At 59.8% G+C, this 12,260-nt stretch carries 15 protein-coding genes and 1 tRNA gene; 7 read left to right on the plus strand and 9 right to left on the minus strand.

Features of this window, described 5'->3' with window-relative positions; translation table 11 throughout:
* Positions 1-87: 87 nt before the first annotated feature.
* Positions 88-852, minus strand: coding sequence for a CDP-diacylglycerol--serine O-phosphatidyltransferase (gene pssA / locus ACUZ9Q_RS12530; RefSeq protein WP_371740808.1), 765 nt, complete (start codon positions 850-852; stop codon positions 88-90).
* A 74-nt stretch (positions 853-926) separates the two neighbouring features.
* On the minus strand, positions 927-1,568 hold the full coding sequence (locus ACUZ9Q_RS12535) for a phosphatidylserine decarboxylase family protein (RefSeq protein ID WP_215648408.1): 642 nt from the start codon (positions 1,566-1,568) through the stop codon (positions 927-929).
* 281 nt (positions 1,569-1,849) lie between these two features.
* Between ACUZ9Q_RS12535 and ACUZ9Q_RS12540 the strand changes: the two genes are divergently transcribed.
* From ACUZ9Q_RS12540 to infA, 5 genes are all read left to right on the plus strand, one after another.
* Positions 1,850-2,188 carry a chemotaxis protein gene (locus ACUZ9Q_RS12540; protein ID WP_449247983.1) on the plus strand — a complete coding sequence of 113 codons (339 nt, stop codon included), beginning with the start codon at positions 1,850-1,852 and terminating at the stop codon, positions 2,186-2,188.
* 3 nt (positions 2,189-2,191) lie between these two features.
* Positions 2,192-3,400 carry a metal-dependent hydrolase gene (locus tag ACUZ9Q_RS12545; RefSeq protein WP_449247984.1) on the plus strand — a complete coding sequence of 403 codons (1,209 nt, stop codon included), beginning with the start codon at positions 2,192-2,194 and terminating at the stop codon, positions 3,398-3,400.
* 230 nt (positions 3,401-3,630) lie between these two features.
* The gene (moaC, locus tag ACUZ9Q_RS12550) at positions 3,631-4,122 is read left to right on the plus strand and encodes a cyclic pyranopterin monophosphate synthase MoaC (protein ID WP_027180997.1); all 492 of its coding nucleotides are present in this window, start codon (positions 3,631-3,633) and stop codon (positions 4,120-4,122) included.
* Complete coding sequence (lgt, locus tag ACUZ9Q_RS12555) at positions 4,119-4,979, plus strand: prolipoprotein diacylglyceryl transferase (RefSeq protein WP_449247985.1); 861 nt, start codon at positions 4,119-4,121, stop codon at positions 4,977-4,979. The genes moaC and lgt overlap by 4 nt, the downstream gene beginning before the upstream one ends.
* 136 nt (positions 4,980-5,115) lie before the next feature.
* On the plus strand, positions 5,116-5,334 hold the full coding sequence (gene infA / locus ACUZ9Q_RS12560) for a translation initiation factor IF-1 (protein ID WP_006008898.1): 219 nt from the start codon (positions 5,116-5,118) through the stop codon (positions 5,332-5,334).
* 102 nt (positions 5,335-5,436) lie between these two features.
* Here infA and ACUZ9Q_RS12565 read toward each other — a convergent pair whose 3' ends face one another.
* Positions 5,437-5,907 (minus strand): phosphatidylglycerophosphatase A family protein, encoded by a 471-nt coding sequence (locus ACUZ9Q_RS12565; protein ID WP_192112769.1) that lies wholly within the window; start codon positions 5,905-5,907, stop codon positions 5,437-5,439.
* Between the two features lie 122 nt (positions 5,908-6,029).
* Between ACUZ9Q_RS12565 and ACUZ9Q_RS12570 the strand changes: the two genes are divergently transcribed.
* Complete coding sequence (locus tag ACUZ9Q_RS12570) at positions 6,030-6,461, plus strand: hypothetical protein (protein ID WP_192112768.1); 432 nt, start codon at positions 6,030-6,032, stop codon at positions 6,459-6,461.
* A 41-nt stretch (positions 6,462-6,502) separates the two neighbouring features.
* Positions 6,503-6,587: transfer RNA gene (locus ACUZ9Q_RS12575), tRNA-Leu, on the plus strand.
* Between the two features lie 271 nt (positions 6,588-6,858).
* Here ACUZ9Q_RS12575 and ACUZ9Q_RS12580 read toward each other — a convergent pair.
* From ACUZ9Q_RS12580 to ACUZ9Q_RS12605, 6 genes are all read right to left on the minus strand, one after another.
* On the minus strand, positions 6,859-7,689 hold the full coding sequence (locus ACUZ9Q_RS12580) for a 4Fe-4S binding protein (RefSeq protein WP_449247986.1): 831 nt from the start codon (positions 7,687-7,689) through the stop codon (positions 6,859-6,861).
* Positions 7,686-8,210, minus strand: coding sequence for a 4Fe-4S dicluster domain-containing protein (locus tag ACUZ9Q_RS12585; RefSeq protein ID WP_449247987.1), 525 nt, complete (start codon positions 8,208-8,210; stop codon positions 7,686-7,688). The genes ACUZ9Q_RS12580 and ACUZ9Q_RS12585 overlap by 4 nt, the downstream gene beginning before the upstream one ends.
* Positions 8,207-8,548 (minus strand): hypothetical protein, encoded by a 342-nt coding sequence (locus ACUZ9Q_RS12590; protein ID WP_215648391.1) that lies wholly within the window; start codon positions 8,546-8,548, stop codon positions 8,207-8,209. Before ACUZ9Q_RS12590 ends, ACUZ9Q_RS12585 begins: the two co-directional genes overlap by 4 nt.
* Positions 8,549-8,626: 78 nt before the next feature.
* On the minus strand, positions 8,627-10,897 hold the full coding sequence (locus tag ACUZ9Q_RS12595; RefSeq protein ID WP_227118077.1) for a nitrate reductase: 2,271 nt from the start codon (positions 10,895-10,897) through the stop codon (positions 8,627-8,629).
* 111 nt (positions 10,898-11,008) lie between these two features.
* Positions 11,009-11,455, minus strand: a complete 447-nt coding sequence (locus ACUZ9Q_RS12600) for a hypothetical protein (RefSeq protein ID WP_192112751.1) — start codon at positions 11,453-11,455, stop codon at positions 11,009-11,011.
* A complete protein-coding gene (locus ACUZ9Q_RS12605; RefSeq protein WP_215648387.1) occupies positions 11,452-12,024 on the minus strand; it encodes a cytochrome c3 family protein in 573 nt (190 codons plus the stop codon). The genes ACUZ9Q_RS12600 and ACUZ9Q_RS12605 overlap by 4 nt, the downstream gene beginning before the upstream one ends.
* Positions 12,025-12,260 lie beyond the last annotated feature (236 nt).

The raw sequence follows: 12,260 nt of genomic DNA on the forward strand, positions 1-12,260 counted from the left end.
GGCTATATCTTGCATAACGGCCACCGTAAAGGGCGGCTGTCCAGGGGAGCGTTTCCGCCCTTAGGGGGCGGCAACCGTTACGCAACCTCAATCGCTCTGGGGCGATAGGGCGCGTAGTAGCTGACGATTGCGGCGGGGAAGGATGACGAAGGTGTAGACAACGCCGCCAATGATGTAGACGGCGCAAAGCACAAATCCCATGACGCGCGGAAAGGAAATGACCGTTCCGAGCACAAGCAGGAAGAAAAGCATGGTGCGGATGGGATGGGCGCGCAGGAAATCATATTCCTTGAAGGAAAAATAGCGCACCTTGCTGACCATCAAAACCCCTACGCCAATGGCGAGAAAAAGGGTCATATAGGGCAGGGCCGAAGCCATGATAGCAGGGAAATGCGCGGCGCAAAAAACAAAGGTAACTACAGTGCAGCCGCCCGCAGGAATGGGCAGGCCGATAAAAAAGCGCTTGCCCACAGCCGCAGTGCTCACGTTAAAACGCGCAAGGCGCAAAGCGCCGCAGGCAGCGTAAATGAAGGCGGCGGCAAGCCCCATGCGGCCAAGGGCCGAAAGTTCCCACTGCCACATGAGCATGGCCGGGGCAATACCAAAGGCCACAAGATCGGAAAGCGAATCGTACTGAACGCCGAACTCGCTGGCCGTATTGGTGAGGCGGGCAACCTTGCCGTCCAGACCGTCCATGACGGCAGAGAGCAGGATGGCGAAGCAGGCCGATTCAAAACGTCCCTGCACGGCCCAGACCATGGACAAAAAGCCGAGAAACATGCTCAACGTCGTGATCATGTTCGGCAGGAGGTATACTCCCTTGCGCGGCTTTTTAACTTCCGGGGCCATCATTCACCATCTTTATAAACTAAGTGCCGGTCTGTCGGCTTTTGAGCGCGGCATTGGGGGCGCGTTTTTCGGCTGGGCTACTTCGCTCTGGCCACCACGCTCTGCCCGGCGAAGACCTGTTCGCCGATGCGCGTGGCCGCAACATATCCCTGAGGAAGGTAAAGGTCAACTCGCGAACCAAAGCGGATCATGCCGTAGCGTTCCCCCCGCGCAAGGGCGTCGCCCTCGTCAACGCGGCAGACAATGCGGCGGGCGATAAGCCCGGCGATCTGCACCATGGTCCAGGGATTGCCGTCCGCATCGCGCATGCTGTAGGCGCAGCGCTCATTGTGCGTCGAGGCTTTGTCAAAAGCGGCGTTGACGAACGCGCCGGGAAAATAGCGGATACCCTCGACCGTTCCCGCCACGGGGGCGCGGTTTACGTGCACGCTGAACACGTTCATAAAAATGCTTATGCACAGCTTGGGTTCATCGGTGAAGGGGTCGGGGCGCTCCTCAATGCGGATAACCTTGCCGTCCGCAGGGCTTACGGCAAGCCCCTCGCCCTGGGGCACAACCCGCTCGGGATCGCGGAAAAAGTGCATGCTGAACCAGAAGAGGGCCAGAAAAATCACGGCCAGAAGCCACCAGCCCATGCAGGCAAAAACCAAAGCGCTGAACGCGGTAAGGCCGATGCAAGGCCAACCTTCGGGGGTGATGCCGCAATTGGGTGCACGCATGGCGACTCCTGTATAAATTGTCGTAGCCAGCAAAAGCCGGACAACGCTTGAATAAAAAAGGACAAGTGCTGAATGTGCTACATACCCTGCGTTTTTCTGCAAGGCAAGCCCGCATGTGGATGCCGTGCCCCAAGAATGCAGGCGGGCGAAGAGGCAACATTGTCACGATGCAGCGGAGAACATGCCTGCGGGGGCGGCACCCGCAGAATCCCGGATTTGCCCGAAGGAAGCGCGCCTCAGCCCCTGTTGCAGAGTTTTTGCGACACAGCTATACTGTGCTTATGAACAAAAAATCCGTTGCCTGCCTCTTTGTACTACTGCTGGCCGCCGTCGGCGGGCTGGGCGGTTGCGGCCCCAAGGACATCGGCGCGGGTTCCTCCAGCGAAAACGATTCGCAGCCGCAGGGAGTGAGCGTGGAAGATCAGTTGCGCTACCCGGTGTACGGATCAAACAATACCCAGCGCATGCTCTATTATCAAAACCGCCCCGATGTCATGGCCAACATGCAGCAATGGCGCATGCAGCAGTTTCGCCGCATGAACGGCCTTGATACGGACGTAAACCCCGAAGACCCGCAATACAGGGCTGTGCCCAAGCAGCGCAGCCCGTTCAGGCAGTAATACATGGATCCGATAACTCACGCCGCAAGCGGCGCGGTGGCCATGCTTGCCATGCCCAACCGCCCCGCGAGCCGCTGGGCTGTGCCTCTGGCCGCCCTGGCCGCCGCCTCTCCCGATGTTGATGTGCTGATGGCGAACACCCCCCTGCAATTTTTGCTGTTGCACCGGGGCATTACGCATTCCCTGTTTTTTGCTCCGCTGCTGGGCCTGGTTCTGGCGCTCGTGGGCTGCTCGCTGTGGCGGACGCAAACACCCGGCCACTGGCGGTTTGCAAAAACATGGCTATTCATGACGGCTATGGTTTTGCTGCATATCTGGCTGGACTGCATCACCACCTACGGCACCATGATCTTTCTGCCTTTCTCGCACATGCGGGTGCGGCTGAACGCGGTGTTTATCATTGATCTGCTGGTCACCCTGCCCCTGCTGTGGGCCATCTGGCGCTGGCGCGCACGGCGCGGCCTCCTGCTGATGGCAATGGCGTGGCTCTTTGTCTATCCCGGCATTTCCATAGGCCTCAACGCATGGCATACGGCGCAGACCCGCGAGCGCCTCACGGCGGAAGGCCGCGCACCTCAGGAAATTGTGGTGCTGCCGGATGCCTTTTCGCCCTTTTTCTGGCGCGCCCTGTATTCAGAAGCCACACCCAACGGGGGCATGGTGTACACTCAGGGCATGAACGCCCTTGGTTCCCCCCGAGGCCCGGAAGTTGCCGCCACGGCCCTGCCCGAGAGCCTTGCCCGTGACCTTGCGCGGCAGTCTGTTGTGGCTGATGCTTTTCTGAATTTCACCCTGCTGCCTGTGGTGGCTCCCCTGCCAGCAGACATGCTGCCCGCCGATAATCCGCAGGCAACGCAGGCAGCAAACGCCCCGGCCCCCAGCTATGTGATGATCCACGACCAGAGGTTTGGCAGCAGCCTTGCCATTGTGCACAAGATCATGAACATGCGCCCGAGTGCGGATATTCCGTTTAAATATATGGCGGAACTGGCCCCTGCGCCGCAGCCTGCTGAATCAGACACCCTTGCCGAAAATTCCGCCCAGGAAAGCACCACAACCGCAGGGCCGATCGTGTCCACAATCGCCGCTTTTCCGCAGCGACTGTTGCGGGAACGGATGCGCTTTTCTGACAGCAGACGCGATTCTTTCTGGCAAGCGCCCCGCCCGCCTACAAGTCCCACTCTGTTGCAATGGCTTGTGGGCTTGCGCTGAGCCTTTGTTTGTCTGGCCCGATGCCCACACGACTCAATGCCCAGCCGGAATATTCTCCATCCGGAAAACTGCGGCGGGCAAAGCAATCACAGGCGCAATGACTCCCATTGCTTTTTGGGATAGCATCAATAGTTGCTCCCGAGCGCTGCGTTTTTCCAGCAAGGCATGCGGAGCGCATATTTGAAACAACATCCCGGCAGCCCACGCTGCGGGAATTTTTTGAGGTATCAATGAACGACAACTTTACGCATCTCGACAGCCAGGGCAACGTCACCATGGTGGATGTGGGCGCCAAAACACCCACAGAACGCGTAGCCATAGCTGAAGCTGTGGTGGAACTGGCCCCGGCCACCATGGAACTACTGATCAAAAACGCCCTGCCCAAGGGCGATGTGCTCACCTGCGCCAAAATTGGCGGCATCATGGCTGCCAAGCGCACAGGCGAGCTTATCCCCATGTGCCACCCCCTCAACCTCACCTATGTGGATGTGCGCTTTACGGTAACAGAAATGCCGCCCACGGTGCGTATTGAAGCGGAAACCCGCACGGTCGGCCCCACCGGCGTGGAAATGGAAGCCATTGTTGCGGCCCAGACCGCGGCGGCCACCATTTACGACATGTGCAAGGCCGTGCAGCGGGATATCGTTATCAGCCGTGTGCGCCTGCTGCACAAACGCGGCGGCAAAAGCGGCGAATTCAACGCCTCGGATATTGACGCATGAACCTCGCTCAAATCGACCCCGTAGCCCTTTCCATAGGCAGCCTGCAATTGCGCTGGTACGGGCTTATGTATCTGGCGGGCTTTGGCCTTGGTTGGGCTCTTGGCCGCTGGCGCGCCTCGCGCCCCGGCTCCGGCTGGACAGCCCCCGATGTGGACGACCTGCTGACCTGCGTGATGATCGGCATCATTCTGGGCGGCAGAATCGGCTATGTGCTGTTTTATGATCTGCCTGTCTACATCAGCGACCCCATGGAGATTCTGCGCATCTGGAACGGCGGCATGTCCTTTCATGGCGGGCTGCTGGGCGTGCTTGGCGCATTCTGGTATTTTGCTCACTCGCGGGGCAGGTCGTTTCTGGAAGTTTCTGACTTCATCGCCCCGCTGGTGCCGCAGGGTCTCTTTTTCGGGCGGCTCGGCAACTTTATCAACGGCGAGTTGTGGGGCAAGGTCAGTGATGTGCCGTGGGCCATTGTGTTTCCCGGCGCCGGGCCTAATCCGCGCCATCCATCGCAGCTTTACGAGGCTGCCCTTGAAGGACTGGTGCTCTTTTTCATGGTTTGGATTTTTTCGTCCAAGCCACGAAAAACGGGCGCGGTCTCAGGCCTGTTTGCCCTGGGCTACGGCGTATTCCGCTTTGCCGTGGAATTTGTACGCATGCCTGACGTGCAACTTGGCTATCTGGCCTTTGGCTGGCTGACCATGGGCCAACTGCTCTGCGTGCCGCTCATACTGGCGGGTCTGTGGCTGCTGTGCCGCAAGGCCCCGGTGCTTGCACCCCACGTGCCCCCCGTGGAGAACAAACCCCGCCCCGGCGGCAAATCGCCCAGCGGCAAATCATCCAAGGGACGCAAGAAATAACTTTCAACCCGTGCAGTGACAGCGGGCGCTGTTTGCGCGCCGATTATCCCCCGAGCAGGGGCACCGGCGTGTTGACAGCGCTCCGCTTTTTTGTGAAGCTGACCGGCGTTTATCCACATCATATTTTGGAGTACTCATGGCCAAGGAAGGATCAATCGAAGTAGACGGCGTGGTGCAGGAAGCTCTGCCCAACGCCATGTTCCGTGTGGAACTGGAGAACGGCCACGAAGTTCTGGCCCACATTTCTGGCAAGATGCGCAAGTTTTATATCCGCATTCTGCCCGGCGACCGCGTCAAGGTGGAGCTTTCCCCTTACGACCTCACCCGCGGGCGCATCACCTACCGCATGAAGTAGCTGCGGGCGCGGCGGCTTTTTCCGCCACCAGAGTGGCCTTTTGCGCCATTGGCCGCGCCCCCTTGCAGCTTTCCACCTATTCTGTGGCCCTGCCCTCGCGGCCTACACAAGGCCCAGCACACGCAGCAGAGCCACGCACAGCAAGGCCCACACGCCAGCCACAACATCATCGATCATGATGCCAAACCCGGCGGGCAGCCAGTTTTCAGAAGCCCGCACGGGCCACGGCTTGCAAATGTCGAACAGCCGGAAAAAGGCAAAAGCCGCCAGCACCAGCCAGAAACTGGGGCTTTCAAAAGGCAGCAGCACAAGCCACACCCCCACCAACTCGTCGATGACAACCTCGCCGGGGTCTTTGCGCTCAAGCAAATGCTCGGCGCGGGTGGAGGCCAAGCCGCCGACCACAAAAATCACGACCAGCAGCACGACGCGCCACGGCAGGGACAGGGGCAGAAAAATATACGGCGCCAGCAGGCAGGCTATGGCCGTGCCCCACGTGCCGGGAGCCTTGGGGTCAAGCCCGGCCACGCCCAGACGGCAAAACGACAGGATCAGCTTGTCAAAAAAACTCATGCGGCCTCCGCTATGTGCGTGTTTTTTGTGCACCTTACGCCCAAAGGGCCCGCAAGACCAGCACTGAAGACATCCACGCGCAATTATTGCCTAAAGGGCTTCTTTGCCGTATATGCAAGCGCATGGACAAAAACCGCAGCGAACTTTTTGCCCACTTCAGCTATGACGACAGCCTCACATACGAGGCCCTGCTTGAAGTGGAGGAAGAACTGACCCGCGAGGTTGAGCAGTTGCTCCAGCGGGCCGGGGCGGCCCATCTGGACTTTACGCCACTGGGCGATGCGCTTATGTTCCAGTGCGTTTTTGAAGCGCACAGACTGTATGTGTACCGCAAGATTGCGCTCGAAATTGCGGCCCTGCTGCCGCAGGGCGTACGCGGAAGGTTGCTGTGCCTGGACAAGAATTTTGAATCCATGCACGTTTTCTGGCTGCGCCCCGGCGAATGGCAGGAAGAGGAACGCCCTGTTCCCGAAGACCCGCCAAGCGGCCTCAAAACATGGCGCATTGCAGGCTCCGGCCCGCAGGATATGGCCGGGGAAGAACCGGACGCATAACAGATCATAGCGGCTCTCGCCGCTTGCCACGCGCAGCACATGCCCGGATGGTGGAATGGTAGACACAAGGGACTTAAAATCCCTGGCCGTTAAGGTGTGCGGGTTCAAGTCCCGCTCCGGGTACCAAGCAATATCAAGGAAATTCCCGGATTCGTCAAAATGACGAATCCGGGAATTTGACTTTTTGGTCCACAGATGTGCCAATCCTCAAAAATGAAATGATTATTTATGAAAATGCCTCATTACGCTGGCAGCGTGAACATTGACAGAAATTCAGTTTAATTCTGAAATGTTCTGCAACAATTATGGTTACTAGAAAAATTCAATCTTCCTAATCGGCGTAGTTGTGGTGTGGGAACAATGCCGTGTGGAAAAATAGTAGCGGAACGAATTCCTGCTATACTCCCCCTCTACCCATCCCCCGCCACTCCAGCGCCTTACCGTAGCTCGCGCAGGTATTGACACAGTCGCCGCAGTGGGTGCAGTCCCTGCGCTCGGGGCCGCCCTTACGGCGCGGATTCAGCTCAAGCGAGCAGGCCTGCTGGCAAGGAGCCTTGCCCTTGCAGGTGCAGTTTGCCGCCTGCCAGCCGATGCGCAGGCCCGGAGCCTTGGCGGGCAGGCATTGGGCCGCAGCGCCAAGCAGGACCGACTGCGGGCACACAAACCGGCACCACAGCCTTTTGCCAACCGCAAGCTCCAGTATCAGCGCCGCCAGCGGCACAGCCACTGCCCCAAGCAAAAGCCAGAAGTCCCCGCCCTGCCATACAAGCATGGGCAGGAGTGATAGCTCACCCGACAGCGAAACAATACCCATTGCGGGAAAGCCCGCCACCAGAACCGCCGCAAGCCCTGCCCCCAGCAGCAGAGCCTTGCCCGCAAACGCACGGCCTTCCTTCACGTGCGCGCCGCCTTGACGCCCACGCGCCCAGTGCGCCAGCTCGGAAAAAAATCCGTAGGGGCATATCCACGAGCAAAAAACTCTGCCCAGCACCAATGCCAGCGCCAGCGAGATCAAGGCCCCGGCCAGCAGGCGCTCGCCGGGCAAAAAGCCCGTAGCCGCAACCTGAGCCGCGCCAACCGGGTCAGCAAAGGGGATGCCGAAAAAATCCAGCGCAAAAAAACTGCCACTGATCTGGCGCAGTTCTGCTGCATTGAGCCACGGCAGCACGCACAGCCCCGCCACCACCAGCACCTGCACGCCGCGCCGCGCCCAAGCGAGAATCTTCATGACTTGCCTCCGGGCGCTTTTTCCGTGGGAGCCGCCAGCGGCGGCACAAAGCGGGATGAAGCGGGAACAATCTCCACAGCCTGCACCGGGCAGACATAGTCGCAGATGCCGCACCCAACGCAAGCCGTGGTCATGGCAGGCACCAGCCCGCCGCTCAGCACCACGGCTGTTCCGCGCAGGGGGCAGCGGTCGTAGCAGGTCATGCACATGGTGCCGGTTTTGTAATTATGGCAGCGGTCTTTAAGAATATAGGCCTGCCCCATTCCCGCCCGCGCAATTTCCTTTACGCCCGTATCCAGCGCCCCAGTGGGGCAAACGGGCGGGCACTTCATGCAGAGGTAGCAGGGTTTTCTGCGGGGGCGCACCTGCGGCGTGCGCCGCGAGCGGCCCAGACCGCCAGCCAGCTCAATACTTTCGTGCGGGCAGGCGGTCACGCACTTGCCGCAACGCACGCACTTGCGCAAAAAGGTTTCTTCATCCATAGCACCCGGCGGGCGCAGAGGCGGCACAAAAAGGCTCATTTCGTCTCCCCTGCCTGTTCCCCGCTCTCGCCATCACCCGCGCCCGCATGGCAGCGCGATTCATGCGCAGGGCAGCCCATGTGCCCTTGCGCGTCCAGATCATCCTCATAATCGGCAAAGGCCAGATGAAGATCGTCCACCTCCGGCAGTTCCCTCAGGGCCATGAGTTCCTTCTGGATTTTGTCCGAAGGCTGCTCCACCACGACCACCAGCCCGCCAATGTCCGCACCGTCCGGCGTGCGTTTCACATCCAGAATGCCGTCCCTGCCCCGCAACTCTTTCTCAAGCCCTGCGCAGGCCGCGGCAGACACACTCAGGATTATCCCCGCAATAGCCATATTTCCTCCCGCGTTACCCCGCCCGCATGTCAGCACGCGGACGGGGACTTTCATACATATGGGGCTGACCGCCGGGCGTTAAACCTTGCGCACCCGCGCGGCGCATATCTTGTATTCCGGCTCGCGCGAACCGGGGTCTGTGGCGTCCAGAAACAGCTTGTTGACCAGCTTTTTGGGGTCAAAAAACGGCACGGCCACAAGCCCCGGCCTGCACACATCGCTCACGCGCGCGGGCAGTTCCATTTTGTCGCGCCGGGTTTCCAGAATGACGTTGTCCCCGTGCTTCACGCCGAGGGAGGCGGCGTCCTGCTCGTTGATCTCCACAAATGCCGCCGGATTGGCCTTGAGCAGTTCCGGCACCTTGCCCGTCATTGTCGCTGTGTGCCAGTGGTCGATAACGCGCATGGAGGTAAGGTACAGCGGGTATTCGGCATCCGGCTCTTCCGCAGCGCCCTTGGCGGGCCGCATGAAGATGGTGGGCTTGCCGTCCGGCTTGCCGTAAAAGAAGAACTTGTCCGGATGATCGGCTGGCACCAGCGGATCATGCCCGCGCACAAAGCGCAGATTGGTACCGGGATGATCCTCCGAGGGGCAGGGCCAGATGATGCCTGATTCCTTACGCAGGCGCTCACGCGTCATGCCGTAGAAATCATAGGTGGTGCCCTTGGCCACCATGCGCCATTCGTTCCACACGTCCTCGGCGTTTTTGAAGTTCACCAGCTTGGGATCAACGCCTGCGCGCTTGGCGAATTCCACCAGAGTGTTCACCGTGGGGCGGCACTGGCCGGGCGAATCCACGGCCTTTTCTGTCAGAGAATAACGCCGCTCGCCGCAGCCATACACGCCGTCACGCTCGCACCAGAAGGAAGGCGCAAGCACAAGGTCGGCGTATTGCAGGGTGACGGCATCGGGGAAGGCCTCAATGCATACGATGAACGATTCCGGATGCGACATGGCCTTGTGCACCTTGTTCAGGTTGGGCAGTGTGTGCGCGGGATTGGTCTCGCAAATGACCATGCACTTCACATCGCCCCGGCCCAGTGCCTCAAAAAGCGCCACGGTGTGGTAGCCGGGATTGGGCGAAATGCGCCCTTCCGGCAGGCCCCAGAGTTTTTCCATTTCTGCCCTGTGTTTGGGATTGGGAATGGCGCGACCCGCTGGCAACAGATGCGAGAGCGCGCCGGTATCGCGCACGCCGCCGCAGGCGTTGGGCTGGCCCGTGAGCGAAAAAGGCGTTGCGCCGGGGCGGCATATCTGCCCGGTCAGCAAATGCAGGTTGTGGATGAGGTTGTTGGCAAAAACCCCCTGCACGCGCTGGTTGATGCCCATGCACCACAGGCTCATGGTGGCGGACGATTCGGCAAAGGCTCTGGCCGCCGAATAAATCTGCTCCACAGGGACGCGGCAGATTTCGGCTACTTTTTCAGGCCGGTAGTTTTCCAGAAAGGCCTTGTAGCCTTCAAAGTCCGATGGTTTGCCCTCGGCATCCACAAAGCTCACATAGCGCTGCCAGAAGCGCGGATTGTCCAGCTCCTCATTGATGATGACCCAGGCCATACTGTGCATGAAGGCCAGATCCGTGCCGGGGCGAAAGGCCACGTGCATGTCGGCTATGCGGGCAGTATTGGTGCGACGCGGGTCAGCCACAATGATCTTGATGCCCGGCTCCACCTGCTTGCGGCGGGCAATACGGCGAAACAGCACGGGGTGCGCCTCTGAGGTATTGGAACCTATGATGAAAAAGCAGGTGGCCTGATCGATGTCGGCATAGGTGCCCATGGGCTCGTCCTTGCCGAACGTGGTGGTGTAGCCGCCCACAGCCGAGGCCATGCACAGGCGGGGGTTGCCGTCCACGTTATTGGTGCCGAAGCCAGCCTTGAATATCTTGCTGGCGAGGTAGCTTTCTTCCGTCAGGCACTGGCCGGAGCCATACCATGCAACGGAATTGGCGCCGTAAGTATCAATGCTGTGCCGGAACTTGGAGGCCATGAGGTCAAGGGCTTCATCCCAGCTCACAGGCTCAAGGGGGCCGCCCTTTTTGCGCCGCACCATGGGCTGGGTGACGCGTTCCTTGGAGTTGAGCACGGGAATGAGCAGCGAGCCTTTAAGACACAGCAGGCCCGCATTGTGGTTGTTGGGGTCGCCCTGAATGGCAACGGCCTTGCCGTTTTTAACGCCCACCATCACCCCGCAGCCGGTACCGCAGTAACGGCATACGCCCTTGACCCATTTGTCGGGTTTCTGATCGTCCGCAGCAAGGGCGAGGGTTGGCAGGCCCACGCCCGTGGCCGCCGCCATAGCGGCAGACATGGCAAAAAAACGTAAAAAGTCACGACGCGATGAATTCATATCCGCAACCTCGCTGTTAGCTTGGCATGATTGTTTTTTTACTGCGGGCCGCCCTGCTTGCGGACTGGCCCACCCTGCGCCGCCAGATGCGGCGCATACCGCACGTGCGGGCTACCAGTCCGTCTTGCCGCTGGGCATACGGTATTCGTAAGCCTTGCCGTGCATGGGGCTCTGGTGATTGGGATGACAGGCGGAACAGTCATCGCGCTTGCCAAACTTGGCCTCCATGCGCTGGATGGAAAGCGAATGGCAACGGGCGCAGACCTCAACCCCCGGCTTGCGGGTAAAGGGAATGGCCCCCTTGCCGTCTGGCATGCCGTGACAGGTCTGGCAACGCACAAGGGTGATGCCGTGCTTGCTCTCATACCATTCCTGCGCAAGGCGGGGGGTGCTCTTCATGTGGCAGGCGTAGCAATCGCCCGCCATTTGCGGAGAATCCAGATGCTTGGCCGCCTCGCAGCGCTCCGCAGGGAAGGCCCAGGCCATATACAGAAAATAGCCGCCCGTCAGCACCGCCAGGGCAAGCAGAACGATGAGCAGTTTCTTGTTGCGGGTCATGGCCGTATCTCCTTGATTTTCTGTGCGAACTTCTGGTTTGCGGGAATGCGCTCGTCAAATACGGGCAAGTGGGCAAGGTTGCGGTGGCAGCCCACGCAGCCGCTGCGGGCCTGACCGTTCTTGCCTTCGTAATTGTCGTGCGCAAGGCGGCCCTCTGCCGAGATCGGCCCGTCTGCCTTGGCATTGCGGGTCAAATCCTGATGGCAGGCGCGGCAGTTGGCATCGTCCGTAAAGCGGCGGGCAATGGGTTGCATGGCAGCCCGGTCAAGATCCGTACCGCCCTCCACATTGTGAACCCACAGGTCTTTTATCCCCATCCATGCCTTGGCGCCGAGCATGCGGGCCAGATTGCCCGAAGGGATATGGCATTGCGAGCATCCGATGGCTTTGCCCTGTGCGTCCTTGGCGTGCGGGGAGAGCATCAGTTCATCCTGATACACGCGCATTTCGTGGCACGACAGACAAAACTCCGTCCGCGACGAATACGACACTCCCGCTGCCGCCAGGCCCACGCACGCGGCCAGGGCGATACAGCCCACAATCCAGACGCGCTTAGAAGGATACGGCATGGTTTTGGTCTCCATGGCTGATGGTGCCGCCATGCCAAAAGGGCATTCCCGTCCGGGGATATGCCTGCGGCAGGGCGCAAATTGTGAATTTCACCACAAAAAGCAAAAGAGGTGCCAAAAACCCTGTTTTAAAAATTTGTGTGATTAGCGGTAGTTTGTGATCTGCTGGAAGGCTGGGGGCTTAGGATTTGTCAGAATAAAATGACAAAAGTCATCTTATTCTGACAATGTGACAA

It is taken from the genome of Desulfovibrio desulfopostgatei (genome assembly GCF_053570645.1).

Excerpts from the sequence above, each read along its gene's own strand:
- ACUZ9Q_RS12570 (WP_192112768.1), top strand. The coding sequence starts at position 6,030 with ATGGACAAAAACCGCAGCGAACTTTTTGCCCACTTCAGCTATGACGAC.
- ACUZ9Q_RS12535 (WP_215648408.1), bottom strand. The coding sequence starts at position 1,568 with ATGCGTGCACCCAATTGCGGCATCACCCCCGAAGGTTGGCCTTGCATC.
- lgt (WP_449247985.1), top strand. The coding sequence starts at position 4,119 with ATGAACCTCGCTCAAATCGACCCCGTAGCCCTTTCCATAGGCAGCCTG.
- ACUZ9Q_RS12595 (WP_227118077.1), bottom strand. The coding sequence starts at position 10,897 with ATGAATTCATCGCGTCGTGACTTTTTACGTTTTTTTGCCATGTCTGCC.
- infA (WP_006008898.1), top strand. The coding sequence starts at position 5,116 with ATGGCCAAGGAAGGATCAATCGAAGTAGACGGCGTGGTGCAGGAAGCT.
- moaC (WP_027180997.1), top strand. The coding sequence starts at position 3,631 with ATGAACGACAACTTTACGCATCTCGACAGCCAGGGCAACGTCACCATG.
- ACUZ9Q_RS12540 (WP_449247983.1), top strand. The coding sequence starts at position 1,850 with ATGAACAAAAAATCCGTTGCCTGCCTCTTTGTACTACTGCTGGCCGCC.
- ACUZ9Q_RS12580 (WP_449247986.1), bottom strand. The coding sequence starts at position 7,689 with ATGAAGATTCTCGCTTGGGCGCGGCGCGGCGTGCAGGTGCTGGTGGTG.
- pssA (WP_371740808.1), bottom strand. The coding sequence starts at position 852 with ATGATGGCCCCGGAAGTTAAAAAGCCGCGCAAGGGAGTATACCTCCTG.
- ACUZ9Q_RS12585 (WP_449247987.1), bottom strand. The coding sequence starts at position 8,210 with ATGAGCCTTTTTGTGCCGCCTCTGCGCCCGCCGGGTGCTATGGATGAA.
- ACUZ9Q_RS12545 (WP_449247984.1), top strand. The coding sequence starts at position 2,192 with ATGGATCCGATAACTCACGCCGCAAGCGGCGCGGTGGCCATGCTTGCC.
- ACUZ9Q_RS12605 (WP_215648387.1), bottom strand. The coding sequence starts at position 12,024 with ATGCCGTATCCTTCTAAGCGCGTCTGGATTGTGGGCTGTATCGCCCTG.
- ACUZ9Q_RS12565 (WP_192112769.1), bottom strand. The coding sequence starts at position 5,907 with ATGAGTTTTTTTGACAAGCTGATCCTGTCGTTTTGCCGTCTGGGCGTG.
- ACUZ9Q_RS12600 (WP_192112751.1), bottom strand. The coding sequence starts at position 11,455 with ATGACCCGCAACAAGAAACTGCTCATCGTTCTGCTTGCCCTGGCGGTG.
- ACUZ9Q_RS12590 (WP_215648391.1), bottom strand. The coding sequence starts at position 8,548 with ATGGCTATTGCGGGGATAATCCTGAGTGTGTCTGCCGCGGCCTGCGCA.